This is a genomic window from Enterobacter sp. Bisph1, assembly GCF_000814905.1.
Lineage (GTDB): Bacteria > Pseudomonadota > Gammaproteobacteria > Enterobacterales > Enterobacteriaceae > Kosakonia.
The window spans coordinates 109,154-125,654 of record NZ_JXAG01000033.1; the positions used below are offsets into that span (position 1 = coordinate 109,154).

Annotated in this window: 17 protein-coding genes, 1 other RNA gene and 1 pseudogene; 9 read left to right on the forward strand and 10 right to left on the reverse strand. The window is 54.9% G+C overall.

Annotated elements, in window-relative coordinates; all coding sequences use genetic code 11:
• Positions 1 to 124: 124 nt before the first annotated feature.
• Complete coding sequence (locus RW65_RS08060) at positions 125 to 670, reverse strand: GNAT family N-acetyltransferase (protein ID WP_039056202.1); 546 nt, start codon at positions 668 to 670, stop codon at positions 125 to 127.
• Between the two features lie 122 nt (positions 671 to 792).
• The gene (yczE, locus tag RW65_RS22370; RefSeq protein ID WP_039056203.1) at positions 793 to 1,404 is read right to left on the reverse strand and encodes a membrane protein YczE; all 612 of its coding nucleotides are present in this window, start codon (positions 1,402 to 1,404) and stop codon (positions 793 to 795) included.
• A gap of 83 nt (positions 1,405 to 1,487) precedes the next feature.
• On the opposite strand from yczE, the gene yczR reads away from it, so the two are divergent.
• Positions 1,488 to 2,909, forward strand: a complete 1,422-nt coding sequence (gene yczR / locus RW65_RS08070) for a MocR-like transcription factor YczR (protein WP_039056204.1) — start codon at positions 1,488 to 1,490, stop codon at positions 2,907 to 2,909.
• A gap of 76 nt (positions 2,910 to 2,985) precedes the next feature.
• Complete coding sequence (locus RW65_RS08075; protein WP_039056206.1) at positions 2,986 to 3,399, forward strand: GFA family protein; 414 nt, start codon at positions 2,986 to 2,988, stop codon at positions 3,397 to 3,399.
• Positions 3,400 to 3,865: 466 nt separating this feature from the next.
• Here the strand turns inward: RW65_RS08075 and RW65_RS23020 are convergent, their stop codons facing one another.
• Positions 3,866 to 4,462, reverse strand: coding sequence for an SH3 domain-containing protein (locus RW65_RS23020; protein WP_072037727.1), 597 nt, complete (start codon positions 4,460 to 4,462; stop codon positions 3,866 to 3,868).
• Positions 4,463 to 4,473: 11 nt separating this feature from the next.
• Positions 4,474 to 4,728 carry an N-acetylmuramidase domain-containing protein gene (locus RW65_RS23350; protein WP_502685548.1) on the reverse strand — a complete coding sequence of 85 codons (255 nt, stop codon included), beginning with the start codon at positions 4,726 to 4,728 and terminating at the stop codon, positions 4,474 to 4,476.
• Between the two features lie 46 nt (positions 4,729 to 4,774).
• On the opposite strand from RW65_RS23350, the pseudogene RW65_RS21760 reads away from it, so the two are divergent.
• From RW65_RS21760 to RW65_RS23210, 5 genes and pseudogenes are all read left to right on the forward strand, one after another.
• A pseudogene (locus tag RW65_RS21760) lies at positions 4,775 to 5,095 on the forward strand (integrase core domain-containing protein); the annotation flags it as partial.
• Between the two features lie 476 nt (positions 5,096 to 5,571).
• Positions 5,572 to 6,342: a DcrB-related protein gene (locus RW65_RS08090; protein WP_231564372.1), complete on the forward strand. Its 771-nt coding sequence runs from the start codon at positions 5,572 to 5,574 to the stop codon at positions 6,340 to 6,342.
• Positions 6,339 to 7,502 (forward strand): PAAR domain-containing protein, encoded by a 1,164-nt coding sequence (locus RW65_RS08095; RefSeq protein WP_039056209.1) that lies wholly within the window; start codon positions 6,339 to 6,341, stop codon positions 7,500 to 7,502. The genes RW65_RS08090 and RW65_RS08095 overlap by 4 nt, the downstream gene beginning before the upstream one ends.
• Position 7,503: 1 nt before the next feature.
• Positions 7,504 to 7,731, forward strand: coding sequence for an Imm74 family immunity protein (locus RW65_RS08100; RefSeq protein ID WP_039056211.1), 228 nt, complete (start codon positions 7,504 to 7,506; stop codon positions 7,729 to 7,731).
• A gap of 600 nt (positions 7,732 to 8,331) precedes the next feature.
• On the forward strand, positions 8,332 to 8,481 hold the full coding sequence (locus RW65_RS23210) for an integrase core domain-containing protein (RefSeq protein ID WP_353598697.1): 150 nt from the start codon (positions 8,332 to 8,334) through the stop codon (positions 8,479 to 8,481).
• Positions 8,482 to 8,694: 213 nt separating this feature from the next.
• Here the strand turns inward: RW65_RS23210 and ffs are convergent.
• Positions 8,695 to 8,791: signal recognition particle sRNA small type (gene ffs / locus RW65_RS21765), an RNA gene on the reverse strand.
• A gap of 167 nt (positions 8,792 to 8,958) precedes the next feature.
• Here ffs and RW65_RS08110 point away from each other — a divergent pair.
• A complete protein-coding gene (locus RW65_RS08110) occupies positions 8,959 to 9,270 on the forward strand; it encodes an MGMT family protein (RefSeq protein ID WP_039056282.1) in 312 nt (103 codons plus the stop codon).
• 36 nt (positions 9,271 to 9,306) lie between these two features.
• Here the strand turns inward: RW65_RS08110 and RW65_RS08115 are convergent, their stop codons facing one another.
• Entirely contained in the window at positions 9,307 to 9,876 is a 570-nt protein-coding gene (locus RW65_RS08115) for a YbaY family lipoprotein (RefSeq protein ID WP_039056212.1), read from the reverse strand.
• 219 nt (positions 9,877 to 10,095) lie between these two features.
• Between RW65_RS08115 and tesB the strand changes: the two genes are divergently transcribed.
• The gene (gene tesB, locus RW65_RS08120; protein WP_039056213.1) at positions 10,096 to 10,956 is read left to right on the forward strand and encodes an acyl-CoA thioesterase II; all 861 of its coding nucleotides are present in this window, start codon (positions 10,096 to 10,098) and stop codon (positions 10,954 to 10,956) included.
• Positions 10,957 to 11,030: 74 nt separating this feature from the next.
• On the opposite strand, the gene amtB is transcribed toward tesB, so the two are convergent.
• The 4 genes from amtB to RW65_RS08140 all read right to left on the reverse strand — a co-directional run bounded on the left by amtB (position 11,031) and on the right by RW65_RS08140 (position 16,478).
• On the reverse strand, positions 11,031 to 12,317 hold the full coding sequence (gene amtB / locus RW65_RS08125) for an ammonium transporter AmtB (protein ID WP_039056214.1): 1,287 nt from the start codon (positions 12,315 to 12,317) through the stop codon (positions 11,031 to 11,033).
• Between the two features lie 31 nt (positions 12,318 to 12,348).
• Entirely contained in the window at positions 12,349 to 12,687 is a 339-nt protein-coding gene (gene glnK / locus RW65_RS08130) for a P-II family nitrogen regulator (RefSeq protein ID WP_002891893.1), read from the reverse strand.
• A gap of 256 nt (positions 12,688 to 12,943) precedes the next feature.
• Positions 12,944 to 14,722 (reverse strand): SmdB family multidrug efflux ABC transporter permease/ATP-binding protein, encoded by a 1,779-nt coding sequence (locus RW65_RS08135; RefSeq protein ID WP_039056215.1) that lies wholly within the window; start codon positions 14,720 to 14,722, stop codon positions 12,944 to 12,946.
• Positions 14,715 to 16,478 (reverse strand): SmdA family multidrug ABC transporter permease/ATP-binding protein, encoded by a 1,764-nt coding sequence (locus RW65_RS08140; RefSeq protein WP_039056216.1) that lies wholly within the window; start codon positions 16,476 to 16,478, stop codon positions 14,715 to 14,717. Before RW65_RS08140 ends, RW65_RS08135 begins: the two co-directional genes overlap by 8 nt.
• Between the last annotated feature and the right edge of the window lie 23 nt (positions 16,479 to 16,501).

Sequence of the window (16,501 nt, forward strand, 5' to 3'; positions counted from 1 at the left end):
GCCCAATAATTTGCCAGCGAAATATGACAGTAAGATGAAATAAATATTTCACTAAAATGACAAATAAAAATGAAGATAGTAATCTTCGCGAAAAAGTGTGAATAGACTTCCAAATTTAAAGGTTTTAACCGTGACGCGCATTCCATTCTTCGCGGGTAATCTCCCACAGTTCAGTATCCAGCTCTCCGGCGACATAGTGCCCCTTTTGTAGGCGCACCAGGCGCATTCCGCTACGCTCAGAAATCTTTTTTGAACGCACATTGACCACAGCTTTCGGCGCACGCAGCACCTCGCGCCCGAGCACATTGAACCAGTAATCGTTAACCGCATGACAGGCTTCCGACATATAACCCTGCCCCTGCCACTCCGGCACCAGCCAGAAACCACGGTTGTTATCCGGCGTCGCCATTAAACAGATAACCCCGATCAACGTATCCGGTTCCGCTTTACGACGCAGTGTCCAGAACCAGCCTTCACCTGCGCGGCTGGCCGCCAACGCCACGTTATCGACATAATGTTGCGCGGCACCTTGCGGATAGGGCCAGGGCACGCTGGCTATTAAGTAGCGGACAATTTCCCAGCGCGGGAAAACGCATTGAATTTGTGCGGCATCGGCAGAGGTCAGCGGTTTAAGCAGCAATCGCGCGGTATCGAGTTCGGGTGTTGCCATTAATCATCGCTCCAGTGTATGCCTTTGATGTGGTCATCTCAGCATCCCCTGGCGCGGTGAGAAAGTAAACGGCGCTAGCGGTACTAAAAATGAGGGGGAAGAAGAACCCTCCCCGGCTGCATTTAGACCGCCGGCTCGCGCTGCGGCTCGGGCTTTACGCGGGTTTTCTGACGAAACCACGGTAAACAAAGCTGGATCATCGGGCCAATGGCCAGCGCATAAACGACGGTGCCAATCCCCACCGTACCGCCCAACAGCCAGCCCGTTAACAAGACGGACACTTCAATGACCGTACGGATCCTGCGTACCGGCCAGCCGGTGCGGGCATGAATACCGGTCATCAACCCGTCGCGCGGTCCGGCACCAAAACCTGCGCCAATATACATACCGGTAGCGAGGGCGTTGACGATCACCGCCGAAATCAGCAGCGCACTTTGCGCAACCAGCGAATTGAGCACCGGCATCACGGACAGCGCGGCATCGGCAGCAAGACCCAGTACAATGACATTACTGATAGTGCCCAGCCCAGGCCGCTGGCGCAGCGGGATCCACAGCAGAAGCACCAGCACACCGGTTGCAATCATAACCGTGCCGATATCCAGCGATAACTGTCGCCCCACACCCAGATGAAAGACGTTCCACGGATCCGCGCCGAGATCCGCGCGTACAAACATGGCGGTGGACACTCCGTACAGCAGCAAACCCGTATAAAGTTGTATTAAACGACGCAGCATTATTATTCTCCGGTTATTCAGCTTCTATCTTCACCGAAAATGGACTTATGATTAATGTCCAGTTTTCAGATAGTGGACTGCATATGTCATCACGCCGCATCGGTAGTCATTCGCTGCATCGCCTGTTAGGTTATTGGCAGCAGACTCATTCCCGTACGCCGCTATGGCGTCAGCTTGCTGACGCGCTGCGCCTGCTGATCCTCGATGGCCGTCTGGCAGTCGCCACTCGCCTTCCCGGTGAACGCGAACTGGCGTCAACGTTAGAAATCAGCCGTACCACCGTGGCCAGCGCGCTGGCGCACCTGCGTGAGGAAGGTTATCTGGAAAGCCGACACGGCAGCGGCTCGCGAGTGATCCTGCCGGACACTCGCGCGATCCCAAGCCTAAGCACCGCGGGTTCGGCTCTCGATCTCTCCACCGCGGCCCTCAGCGCAGGTCCGGAAATTCATCAGGCCTATAGCCATGCGTTAACCTCTATTACCCCTTTCCTTTCCCGCACGGGTTACGGGCAAACCGGCGTGCTGGCGCTGCGTGAAGCGATTGCCGCCCGTTACACCGCGCGCGGCTTACCGACGCAGGCCGATGAAGTGATGGTGGTAAATGGCGCGTTAAGCGGACTGGCGCTGGTGCTGCGGATGTTGACCGGCCCGGGCGATCGTGTGGTAGTCGAAAACCCCACCTATCCGCTGGCGATTGCTGCTATTCAGGGGGCATCTTGCCGGCCAATTGGCGTCTCTTTACCGCCCACGGGCTGGGATAGCGACGGGTTCGCCGCGACGCTTGCCCAGACGGCGCCGCGCCTGGCCTACCTGATGCCCGATTTTCATAACCCTACCGGGCGCTGCATGGAGAGCGCAACCCGCCAGGCCATCGCCAGGGTGGCCGCCCAGGCGCGTACCGCCCTGGTGGTGGACGAAACGATGGTCGATCTGTGGTATCAATCTCCCCCGCCGCCGCCGCTGGCGGCGTTCGATCCCAGCGGCACGGTAATCACCCTCGGTTCGGCAGGAAAAACGTTTTGGGGCGGGCTGCGTTTAGGCTGGATCCGCGCAGCTTCCCGTACCATTGCCAGCCTTGTGCAAACACGGGATACGCTGGAGCTTGGCTCGCCGCTGTTAGAACAACTGGCTACGCTGTGGCTGATGGAGAATGGCGAAACCTTCCTGCCTGCCCGTCGTGCGATGCTTAAAGCGCGCCGCGATCGCTGCGCGTCGCTGTTGCGCGAGCATTTTCCGGCCTGGCGTTTCACGCTGCCGGAAGGCGGGCTCTCTTTCTGGGTTGAGCTACCCGATATGCTGGCAACCCAGTTTGCCGCACGCGCCGAAACGGTGGGTATTCACCTCGGTGCCGGCCCGCGCTTCGGGTTAGGGGGTGCCTTTGAGCGCTATTTACGGATTCCTTTTGCGCTGGAATCCAGCGAACTGGAAGATGCGCTTCTACGTTTAAAACCGCTGTGGATGGCCTTAAGCGGTGCCGATGCGCCGGTTAAACGCAGCGTGGTATAACGCTATACACCTGCCACAAAGCACAAAGCGCACTACAGTAAGAAGATAGGTTTCCCTTGATGCCAGCGAGGAATTCATGTCGGAAAAGTTAAACGCGCATTGTCACTGCGGGGCGGTGGCATTTACCGTGCGGCTTTCGGACGGTTTTAACAGCGCCAGCCGCTGCAACTGCTCGATTTGCCGAATGCGCGGCGCGATTGCCGTCTCTGTGCCGCTTTCCGCAGTCGAGGTAGTAAAAGGCAGCGATAAACTGACGGAGTATCGCTTCAACACCGGCACTGCCGCGCACTACTTTTGCTCTGTCTGCGGCATCTATACCTTCCACCAGCAACGATCGAACCCGGATCGGTATGGGGTGAATGTCGCCTGTATCAATGGCGTCTCGCCTTTCGACTTTGCCGAAGTGCCGGTTTCTGACGGCGTTAATCACGCATCGGATAGCGGTGAAGAGGCTATTGCGGGATACCTTAAATATATCGCGAATAGCTGACCTGGTGCGATGTTCAGGGGATGGTTTATTCCCCTCTTCTCAGCTAGCCGGAGGCGTTAACGGCTGAATCTCGTTGTTGTGTATCCATTAACGCGTGGTTTTTCCGGCAAGCATAAAACCCCACCAGCATTAATTCGTGCCGGGGATAAAACTGAAAGGGAGAATTTACGGGGGCAGAAATGGGTGGGGTCCTGCCAGCTAATTATAAATATTATTTTTCAATAGAATAGAAGCAAATGGAATACAGTATTTGTACTACCAAATGAAGGGACACTCAGCCCCTTCTCTCTTTAGTGGCGCTTATTGCCTGGCGATGCGTTTTTATCATTAGCATAGTTACTTTTTCATCACTGTGGCCCGATATTAAGATGATGTGAGGAAAAACAATATTACACAGTAGCGTAAAAAAATTGCCGAAGCGGAAACATCGCCCGGCAATATTAAACTCAGGAGAAAGATAAACCGATCAGGACGAGGGGGGCATTAATGGCTGAACACTACTGCTACTCACCCAGCCATGCGTCGTTTTTCCACTATTACCGACATATTCTACCTCTGCCCAGTCGCCATGGGTTTGTATTACCCCTACCACGTCTCCTTTGATGATCCAAGCTTTACGCTGGGTCGAGGCATCAGGCGTGGAGCTTAGATAAGCCCGTGGGCTGCTTATCTGCATTAGCGTTTGCCAGTGTGTTTGCTGCGTCGTATCCAGCTCCAGCCCAGTCGCAATTTCAGGCATCAGCACATTCATGCAACCCACATGGTTTTGCCCATCGGGAATGGCTAATGTGACACCAGTGTTATTCGTGGCAATATGGCCCGCGAGTACAGATGAAGACCAGGAAGTAATGGTGTTTGGCTGTTGCGCTGAAACATGGCCTTCCAGAAAGAAAGTGCAAGTACGTTTCACGCTGTCATCAGCTGATTCAGAGTAATAGCCGGTAATCTTTCCTGTTGGTGAGACAGCCAGTAATAAACCTTCATACACGCCGGAGTGAAGCGTCGTAGCATACGAAGAAAACGCGACCATAAACAATGAACATCCACAAACCATGCGCGTCATTTTCGCTCTCATCACCGATTCTTCTCCAGGCTTTCATAAGTTCTACGCATTTTAACGTCATAGTCGCCGAAGTCGCTGCCGTTATAGTTGAATGCCATATTGTAAAAGTCCTTATTCACCATTGCCGACAGCAGTGAGCTGTTCTTCTTGGACAGATGTAAAAAAGCATTTAATTGCTTTCCGGCATTCGCGTTCATATCTTTTAAAAACGTGCCAAGGTCTTTATAGCCGCACGATTCGTAATTAAAGCCCATTATCTGGAACATGCCCCACGAACATGCTTTTATCGCAGCCTCGGCATCAAGCGTGTAACCAGAGTTGCTGAAAACCGATAACAGCTCTGAATTTGCAGGGAAAATACTGGACAAATGGGTGTATGAACGGGGGATCCGTAGAGACTTTTCCCGGCCGGGAACACCGACGGACAATGCCACAGTGGAGTCGTTCAATGGCAGGCTGCGACAGGAATGTCTGAACGAGAACTGGTTCATGTCTCTGGAGGATGCACGTTGCAAAATCGAGGCCTGGCGCATTCACTATAACCAGAGACGTCCCCATTCTGCACTGGGCTGGATGACGCCATCCGAATTCGCTGAGAAGTCTGCCGGTTGGCAGAATATGCAGCCAACATGAAGCCGGTTATTCCTGATTACGACTGGATCATATTCGGGGTCAGGGTCAGACCCTTGTAGATATTACTTCTCGATTGAGGGAGCAAGCAGGATCGTACAAGATAAAGTTCTCAGCACAGCACCATCACAATGAAATGTCATTCCTTAAACACTTTAACGAACTGGCCGCTTACCAAGCTCAATCTCATATTTTTTGTGCCGTTCCTAAGATCTTCGGAATTACAACTTTTTAATGAGTACAATTGCTTTACTTTAAGTTGATTAGGAGCAATATCTGCTGTTGGCACGAAGCGGACAGACTAACTCAGTTGAAGGTCCGCTGTGAGCGAGAGGCGCACATCCGTAGCTGTCATTACACTTAGATAATTTGCTTGCATAGTCGTGTATTCATTAACAGGGAACAGATCACTGTTCCGGACTCACGGACCGGAGAAGCTTTACATATCTGAATATAACCTCCAGGACTGCAACATTACGGTGCCTGACGTATTTCGCGATCGCACCATGAACCTTTTTACACTCAGCCATACGAATGCCAATGAATTCACCTTCGTGATTTCACGTGCAACGGCTGCTGTAGAAGACACGCTTCAGTCAGTATCTCTGAGGCTGTCATCAGAACTGCAGGCGACTCTGCAGGATCTCTCACTCAGCCATGCACGGCTCATTGAACTCAATGGCAGGCAGGCACTGGAACTGTTCTACAGTTTCAAATCCGGCGAAAGAATTATCTTTCAGAAGCAGCGAGTGGTACTGACATCTGAAAACAGTACGGGGAAAAAGCTGCTTTGCTTCATTGGCACCTGCCCGGATGCGTTTGACGATTACCATGGCCGGATTTACGACAGCATCACGGACAGCATTACGTTTCCGGACGATGCAAAACATTCACCCGTACTGGGCAAACAGATCCCTGCCGACAGTCAGGAAATCTTCTTCAGTTTTGACCGTGACAGCCGCGAGTTGAGCGTATTCCCTTCAATTTCTGACCTCTACTCAACGATTGATCTCAACCGGGCCAGGAACGGGAGCTATCTGTTCTTTGACGCTGCCGGCGACCCCCTGATGCTATCTCCGATACCTGACGGCGAGCATACCGGCCGCTTTGCGCTGTGGGAGATGACAGGTGCCAGGATACCAGGACTAATATCAAGCCTGCTTCTGGCCAGAAGTGTCCGGGGTATTGACGGCCTGGATACTACTGAAGCCGTTGAGGCTTACCTCAGTCAGCGGATGAATGAAAAATGAGTGGTGCCGCTGAAGCATTCTCCGCTGCACGCGTGGGGGACGGCATAGAACACTCCGCCTCTAAAGGCTGGCTGGTGCTTGGTCTGATAGGCGGGGCCATTGCCGGTGCGGCGTTCACGCTGGCCACGGGAGGCGTCGGAACGATAGTCCTGGCCGCGACGGTCGCCGGTGCAGCTGGCGGCGGCGGGCTGGGAGAAGTTCTGGGTAGCATGTCTTGGGCACCCCACCACGAAAGCGGCTATCTGGTCATTGGCTCATCAAACGTATTCATCAACGGAAGGCCAGCGGTGATGGCGCATATGTCTGTGGGTGACTGTGACGAGCATGGCCCTGCCCTGCAGCGGGTAGCCGAAGGGTCTTCACGCGTCTATATTAACGGACTGCCCGCTGCCAGGACGGGGGATCGCTTGACATGCAGTGGTGTCATCAGCGACGGATCTCCCAACGTCATTATTGGTGGTAGTAAAGTACAGACTGACGAAATCAGTCCGGAAATCCCGGACTGGGTGGACAGAGTACTGCTGGGCGTGGGCCTCGCGGCCACGGCCGTTCTGGCGGGGCCGGCGATAGCCCTGCTGGGCTTTGCGGGAGGCATGGGTGGAGGATATGGCGGTGCTTACATTGGCGGGAAATTATGGGGAGAAGGCTCTGACGGCCAGAAGTGGCTTTCGCTGGGTGGTGCGTTTGCAGGCGGCCTTGTCGGCGCAAAAGGAGGGGCAGCCTTCAGTGCGTGGCGTAACACGCCCAAGAGCCTCATCAACCTTAAAGAAATAGAACCCCAGCTGGCCACCGATCCGGACAGTGCCTTTTTCTGGTCAGGACGCACTCAAGGTGTCGGCGGTCCTGACGTCGCAGAAGCCATCGCGAAGTCCCGGGGCGGTGTCACGCTCGAATCCACAATCAAAGATAAAAACATTAAAATGCCTGAATGGGATTTCGATAACCCGCAGAGCATCAAGGCCTGGGAGGACGTCTCCGCGTCTTATGCAAAACAGGTATCAGGAGAAGTCAGGGCCGTAGTGGGACAATCGCTGCGTGAAGGCAATATATGGGAAAACGTTGAGTTACCGCGCCTGATGGGCAATGATAATGTCACGAAAATCACAACAATCGATCCGGTATCACAGACGGAAAAAGTTATTTTTGTAAGGGATAATTGATATGAAAATTACAGGCACGAGTTCGTATGTGATGCTCGATATCGACGGCAAAAAAATCAGGGCAGAGGGTGAAATGGTCGTGGGTGGTTTCGTGGCTGAAAAAAACACCATGAAACAGTTTGAACCCCCCTATGAAAGTGAACCAGTAACTGAAGCCGTCCGCCAGCACTATATCGATGAAGCAGTCAAAAAAACCCAAGGTTCTCATATGGTTCTGAAATTTTTTTAAATGTGTACCGTGAAGGTGACCTGCTAATCACTTTCACATCTCACTCCCGCCACAGCATTCAGACAGGCGGAAAGGGGGGCATTGCCGTTCTGACCCTGACCCGAAATCCTGCGCCTTTCAGAAACAGAATTGCGGCATGATCCATACTTTCCTGAACGGAGGGGTCGATGAAAAAATCACGATTCACGGAAGAGCAGTTTGTTTTTCCCGTAAGCAAGCTGAGCGGAGTACACCGGCCGCAAGCCAGGCATTCCGAACCATGTATGGGGCATGGATTTTGTCTCTGATGCGCTGTTTGACGGTCGCCGGCCCTGCCTGCTGACGGTCATTGACCTCTACACGCGTGAGTGTCCGGTGATCTGTGTCGGTCAGAACCTTTGATCTGCATAAGTGGCTGAGATGCTGGACAGCATTGCGCTGAGGCGACAATTACCACTGCTCCTGAAACAGATAATGGCTCTGAATTTGCGGGGAAAATGCTGGATAAATGGGTACACGAAAATCATATACGGATTGACTTCTCGCGGCCAGGCACGCCCACGGATAATGACGGTAGAATCATTCAGCGGCAGACTGCGGCAGGAATGCTTGAACGAGAACATGTTCATTTCGCTGGAGGATGCCCGGTGCAAAATCAAGGCCTGGCGCATACACTATCACCCTGGTCGCCCCCATTCTGTACCGGGCTGGATGACCCCATCCGAATTCGTCGAAAAATCTGCCGGTTGCCAGAATATGCAGGCCACATGAAGCTGGTTATTCCTGATTATGGCTGGATCATATTCGGGGCCAGGGTCACATTTCGTCCTGAGTAATATCAAGGTGTATAAATCAACGGGGAGCAGGTCAAGACATCGTGCAGCCTACTGGTGACATACAGTTTTTGTACCACCAGGCTATGGGGAAAAGATTTCAGTGCTTTAGAGGTTATCTATCAACAGCTTACCCATAAATGGGTGGGGGCCCTGCCAGCTACATCCCGGCACACGCGTCATCTGCCCTGGCTGCTTCCTTCCGGACCTGACCTGGTGAACAGAGTAGCGTTGCGGGAGAACCAACAGAGCCCCCATTGAGAGCGTTGTTACCCAACGCGCTGGCGCATTATCCCTGTCCGGGATGGCAATTGCAAGCCGTGGCCGGGCGTATGCTGGTTTATTGCGCAATCGCCTCTTCACAGCGGTCGCCTCGCTGTTTATGCTGCCCTTTATTCTCCTGCAGGACATCAAAATGGATACACAGGACGCTTTCCCGCAGCGGGTATGGCAGATAGTCGCCGCCATCCCCGAAGGGTATGTGACAACGTATGGCGATGTGGCGAAGCTGGCGGGTTCGCCGCGCGCGGCGCGCCAGGTTGGCGGCGTGCTAAAGCGCTTGCCGGAAGGCAGTACATTACCCTGGCATCGGGTGGTGAATCGCCATGGCGATATCTCGCTGCGCGGGCCGGATTTACAGCGTCAGCGCCAGGCGTTACTGGCAGAAGGGATTGCCGTATCAGGCAGTGGTCATATCGATTTACAACACTATCGCTGGATCTATTAAAGCTAAAGCTCCTCCCGAAAGAGGAGCTTTCTCACATTAGAACTGTGTTGGTGCGGGTTTCGCTTCCGACGGACTTACCTGAGTTGGCGACGTGGAAGGAACCGTGGTGGCCGCCCCGCCGGTTTGCTGCAGCGGTACTGCGGTTTGCTGTACCGGTACCAGCGTCAGGTCAACTTTGGTGCCACCCTGGTTGATGACCGGCTTAACCGTATCGGTGATAAAGACCAGTTTATCATCGACGGTAATAGCGGCACTCAGCAGGATACGGGCGTTCGGCTGGATATCCGCCGGGTTAAACGGCAGCACATAGCTGAACGGCGGCTGTTTACCTTCGGTGCGAACGGCTTTCTGTGCCAGCACTTTCGACGGCGCATCGGCCAGCGAAGCGTCAGATACCGTCACGGTGAGTACCGCGTTCGGCGGCAGCGCAACTTTCTGACGGATCCAAACCGAACCGGAAACATTCGGTTGCGCGATAGCCGGCTTATTCGTTGCCGCAGGCGCATTGGGGTTCGGTGCCGGAGTAGGAATATCACTGCCCTTTTGGGCGCAGGCTGACAGCGCGACCGCAACTGCTAAACCACTTAACATGTGCACGAGTTTCATTGATTGATTTCTCCTTATCTTCAATGCACCAGCAGGCCATTGCCCGCCAGACTGTGTGGTCAAACCACCGTAAACCTGAATAAGTGTGGCACAGGTACCGGATATATTCCTGTAAAGGGCTATCTATTCAGATTATTGAACCCATCGGACCCGCAATTTTTCCAGGTTATACTAATGGGATAATTCGCTCCGTCAGCCGTTTATTATTTGAGGAAATGTATGAGTCAGGCGTTATCTAATCTGCTGGCATTATTGAATCTGGAAAAAATTGAAGAAGGTCTGTTTCGCGGACAGAGCGAAGATTTAGGTTTGCGTCAGGTTTTTGGCGGCCAGGTGGTCGGCCAGGCGCTGTATGCCGCAAAAGAGACGGTGCCCGCCGAGCGTCTGGTGCATTCGTTTCACAGCTACTTTTTGCGTCCGGGCGATAGCCAAAAGCCGATTGTTTATGACGTGGAAGTGCTACGTGATGGCACCAGTTTTAGCGCCCGCCGCGTTGCCGCTATCCAGAATGGCAAACCGATTTTCTATATGACCGCCTCGTTCCAGGGCCCGGAAACCGGCTACGAGCATCAAAAAACAATGCCGCCCGCGCCATCGCCGGATTCGCTGAAATCAGAAACGGAGATTGCCCGCGATCTCTCCCATTTGCTGCCGCCGCAGGTGAAAGAGAAATTCCTCAGCGACAAGCCGCTGGAGATCCGCCCGGTAGAGTTCCATAACCCGCTAAAAGGCCATGTCGCCGAACCTTCCCGTCAGGTGTGGATCCGCGCCAACGGCACGGTTCAGGAGGAGTTTCGTGTCCATCAGTATCTGCTTGGCTACGCCTCCGATTTTAACTTCCTGCCCGTCGCGCTGCAGCCCCACGGCGTGGGTTTTCTTGAGCGCGGCATGCAGGTCGCTACCATCGATCACTCGATGTGGTTCCACCGTCCGTTTAACATCAACGAATGGCTGCTCTACAGTGTGGAAAGTACTTCAGCGTCCAGCGCGCGCGGCTTCGTACGCGGCGAGTTTTATACGCAAGATGGCGTGCTGGTGGCTTCCAGCGTGCAGGAAGGCGTAATGCGCAATCGTAATTAAACGCGATGGATGATTAACAAACGAAAGCCTCCGATATGGAGGCTTTTTTATGCTCAGGAGATAACGCAATCTAATCAGGCGTTGTAGGCATTCTCGCCGTGGCTGTTTACGTCCAGCCCTTCGCGCTCTTGCTCTTCCGGTACGCGCAGGCCAACGGTAATGTCCGCCAGTTTGTAACCGATAAAGGCCACCACGCCGGACCAGACGATGGTGATAGCCACGCTTTCCAGCTGTACCAGCACCTGATGGCCCATGGTGACACCTTCAGCGTAACCGACGCCGCCGAGGGAGGTAGAAGCGAAAACTCCGGTCAGAATACAGCCAATGATGCCGCAAACGCCGTGTACTCCAAAGACGTCGCACGGGTCATCGACGCGCAGCATCCGCTTCAGCGCCGTTACGCCCCACAGCCCCGCCAGACCGGCAACCAGACCTACAATCAGCGCGCCGCCGACGCCGACATAACCACAGGCCGGTGTAATGGCAACCAGACCGGCAATCGCGCCGGAACAGGCGCCCAGCAGAGACGGTTTGCCGCGCATGGCCCACTCGCCAAATACCCATGACAGAATGGCACCCGCCGTTGCTACCACCGTGTTGACGAAAGCCAGCGCAGCGATTTCGTTAGCCGCGCTCGCCGATCCGGCGTTGAAGCCAAACCAGCCAAAGTAGAGAATCGCGGTACCGGTGAAGACCATCGGCAGGTTATGCGGTTTGAAAGCTTCTTTGCCGAAACCGACACGTTTGCCAATCAGGTAAGCGCCCACCAGCCCGGCAATCGCCGCGTTAATATGGACCACCGTCCCGCCGGCAAAATCGAGCGCACCGTGGGTGGCCAGCAGACCGCCGCCCCAGACCATATGCGCAATCGGCACATAAGAGAGGGTCAGCCACACCACCACGAAAATCAGTACCGCCGAGAAACGAATACGTTCCGCCAGCGCACCCACGATAAGGCCAACGGTGATACAGGCAAAGGAGCCCTGGAACGCCACGTGAATGTATTGATAAATAGAGCCCATTACGGCTTTCAGTTCGATGTTTTTCAGCATCGCCCAGTTGAAATTACCGAAGAAGCTGTTGCCTTCGCCAAACGCCAGCGAGTAGCCATAAACCACCCACAGCACGCACACCAGCGCAAAGGTGACGGCCACCTGGGTCAGCATCGACAGGACGTTTTTACCGCGAAGCAAACCGCCGTAAAACAGGGCGATGCCGGGAATAGACATAAAAAGCACCAGTGCGGTGCAAATCATCATAAAGCCATTATCCGCTTTATCCACCACGGCAGGAGCCGCCAGGGCCAGACCCGGTAGCAAGGCCAGTGAAGCAAGCGCTGTTTTAAATATTGTCTTTTTCATTGTTCAGATCCCTATCACTGTGTGGCAGAAATTACAGTGCCGCTTCGTCGGCTTCGCCGGTACGAATACGAATGACGCGTTGCAGCTCGGCAACGAAAATTTTGCCGTCGCCAATTTTTCCGGTGTAGGCCGCTTTACTGATTACATCGATCACTTCATCGAGCTGATCGTCGGCGATCGCCACATCAATTTTCACTTTTGGCAGGAAATTAACGCTATATTCCGCACCGCGGTACAACTCAGCATGACCCTTCTGACGGCCAAAGCCTTTTACTTCCGTTACGGTCAGCCCTTGAATACCAATCGAAGACAGCGCCTCGCGCACATCTTCAAGTTTGAATGGCTTAATCACCACGGTAACCAGCTTCATAGATCCCCCTCCAGTCGACATTCGATAATGGCAGCAGCTAACACGAAAGAGATATTGCAAAGCCTGTGCCAGGAATAAAAAAAGTGAGGGTTTCAGGCTGTTAGGCGGTAACTGCGGGGAGCGCACAAGGGGTTTAAAAACGAGCCCGCGGTGCGGGCTGTTAGCCTGTAAGAAAAACGCACCATGACGGTGCAGGGCGCGTTACTTTTTTGCACCACCGCAGATTGCCAGCAGGCAGGTGCTTATTTTTGGTGCATCAGGCGGAAAGCGACTCTTCACGGGTGCTGGCGGCCAGCTCCTCGCCCGCCAGCTGCAATTGATACATCTGCCAGTAGCGCCCTTTTGCTTCAAGCAGTTGCTGATGCGTACCGCGCTCAACCGCCTGCCCACGATGGAGCACCAGGATGGTTTCGGCCTCGACAATGGTCGACAAACGGTGGGCAATCACCACCAGCGTCGTCTGCTCGCGCACCGCCGCCAGCGCATGCTGTATCGCCTGTTCGGTACCGGAATCAATATTGGCGGTCGCTTCATCAAGGATCAGGATCTGCGGCGTATCGACCAGCACTCGCGCCAGCGCTAACAGCTGTTTTTGCCCCACCGACAGATTATTGCCCTGCTCGCCGAGGCGGGTATAAATACCGTCGCTCATGGCACGCGCCAGTTCGGCCAACTGCACGGTTTCCAGCGCCTGCCAGACCTGCGCTTCGCTGATATCACGCCCCAGCGTCACGTTGGCGAAAAAGCTGTCCGCCAGCACCACCGGATCCTGCTGCACCATCGCCACGCCTTTGCGTAGCGGCAAATGCCCTATTGTTGACAGAGGCCGACCATCAAGGCGGATCTCCCCCTGCGTCAGCGGGTAATAGCCCATTAGCAGGCTGGCGAGGGTACTTTTGCCGCTGCCGGTATGCCCGACCAGCGCAACAAAGCTGCGTGGTTCAACGTGCAGCGAGATATCCTTCAGCACCAGTTGGTCATCGCGATAGGCAAAAGAGACATTTTCCAGATCGATAGCCCCGCTTTGCAGCGGCGTATCATCGTTGCCATAATTCTGGCGCGGGCGATCCATCAACTCGAACACACGCTCGCCAGCGACCACCGCCTGCTGCAGCATCGACTGCTGCGTGGTCAGTTCAATCAGCGGCTCATTCAGACGGCCAAGGTAGTTGATAAAGGCATACAGTACGCCGACTTCTACCGTACCAACGGAGGAGAAGCCGAACAGCATCAGCAAACCGCACAGCACTAATGCGGAGAACAGGCTCAATAGCGGGCGCAGCAAAAAGCCATCCAGCCGCAGGGTTTGCATACGGGCGAGATAGTGCGAACGACTGGCATCTCCCAGCCGCTCGCCAAAGCGCGCCTGCTGGCGGAACTGCTGCAGCACGCTCATACCGTTGATAATCTCATTGAAACCGTCGTTGATATCTGCCAGGTAAGCGCGCATGCGCCGCACAATCGGCGTGCTATAACGCTGGTAAATCAGCATCACCGTCAGCACCGCCGGGAAAATGGCCATCGCCACCAGCGCCATACGCCAGTCCAGACTAAACATGGCTACCAGCATCGCGCCGATAAGCGCGGCGCTGCGCAGCACCGTGGCGACAACGGTGACGTAAAGATCGCGGATCACTTCGGTATCGTTGGTCACGCGCGAAATAATTTGTCCAACAGGCTGGGTATCAAACTCGCTGAGAGGCTGGCGCAGCGCGGCATCCATTACGTCCGTGCGCAGCTGTTGTACCACGCCGACCGCAGCCTGGTTAAACAGCAGTGATTGCGCATAGTGCAGCAGTGCCGCCAGCAATTGCAGGCCGATATAGACCGCCGCCAGACCGGCAACAATGCCGAGCGGCAAACGGTTTTTCGCCACCATATTATCGATAAAATAGCTGATCAGCGCCGGGCCTGCGACCTCGGCAATCGCCGCCACCCACAGCATCACTACCGCTTTCATCAGCGGTTTACGCCACGGCGAACCATATTTCAGCAAGCGTTTTAGGGTCGGCCACTGTTTGGTGAAATTACGCATCGACCGCCTCCTGCACGCCATCATCCAGTGCTGCTTCCAGCTGCTGATAACGATACATATCGCGATACCAGCCCGGCTGGCGCGCCAGCTGTTCGTGCTGCCCGCGCTGGGCGATGTGTCCGTGCTGCATAACAATAATCTCACTGGCTTCCGTCAGCGCCGACAGGCGGTGGGCGCTAATAATTACCGTACGCCCTTCGCCCCACTGACGCAGGTTATGCAAAATCTGGTGTTCGGTGCGCCCATCCACCGCCGAAAGCGCATCATCAAGAATAAGAATCTCCGCATTAAGTAGCAGCGCGCGGGCAATCGACAGACGCTGTTTCTGCCCGCCGGAGAGCATCACCCCGCGCTCGCCCACTTCCGTATCGTACCCATGCGGCAGACGCAGAATATCGTCATGCACGCTGGCCAGCTTCGCCACATGTTCAATCTCCTCCTGCGTCGCGCCCGGTTTACCCAGCGCGATATTGCTGCCAACGGTATCGGAGAAGAGAAACGGCGTCTGGTTGACCACCGCAAGACGGCTGCGCCAGGCATCCAGTTGCAGGCGCGGCAGAGGGATATCATGAAAACGGATATCCCCTTCTTCAACGTCAAAATGGCGCTGAATTAAGGAGAGCAGCGTTGATTTCCCCGCTCCGGTCGGGCCGCAAATGCCCAGCATTTGACCCGGCGTCAGCGTTGCGCTGACGTTGGTTAGCACCGCGCTGTTGGTCTGCGGATAGCGAAACTCGTGGATGGCAATGTCCAGTTTACCGCGCCCTTCCGGCACCGGTTCTGGCCCATCGTTAACCACCGGCGCTTCCGCCAGCATATCGCGGATACGGCTGTAGGCTGCGCTGCCGCGCTCGACGATATTAAACATCCACGCCAGCGCCAGCATCGGCCAAATCATCAGGCCGAGATACATGGCGAAGCTGGTCAACTGGCCGAGGGTTAAGGAGCCGTGCACCACCATCCAGCTACCGCCGCCAATCGCCAGCATATTGGCCATGCCAATGGCGATATAAATGGTGGGATCAAAACGCGCATCAACGCGGGCGACGCGCATATTTTTCGCGCCGGTATCTGCCGCTTCGCGGCCAAACAGCGCCGACTGGCGATCTTCCAGACCAAAGGCTTTGATCATGCGGATGCTGGTCATGCTCTCCTGCGTCCGATCGTTTAACGCGGAAAACGCCGCCTGCGCCAGCTTAAAGCGGTTGTGCAACTGGTCGCCATAGCGCTTGATCATGACCGCCATAATCGGCATCGGTAACAGCGACAGCAGCGTCAGCTGCCAGCTGATTTGCGTGGACATCACCACCAGCACGACGCAGCCCATCACCAGCGAATCCACCAGCGTCAGCACCCCTTCGCCAGCGGCAAACACCACGCGATCGACATCGTTGGTCGCGCGCGCCATTAAATCACCGGTGCGGTGGCGCAGGTAGAATTCAGGATGCTGCCGGCTGAGCTGGCGATAAAAGTCTTCCCGCAGCTCAACGGCCAGCTGGTAGGAAGCACCGAACAGCCAAACACGCCAGACATAGCGCAGCAGATAGGTAACGATCGCAACGGCGACCAGTACGCCGACCCACATCCACACCTGTTGGGTGGTGAAATGTTGCTGGGTGACGCCATCCACCACAATGCCCACCACTTTGGGCGGGATAAGCTGCAGCAGAGCAATAATAATAAGTAAGGCGACTGCCCCGAGATAGCGTTGCCATTCCCGACGAAAGTACCAGCCTAACTGAGCAAATAATCGCACGCGGTTACATCCTGAAGGTGATT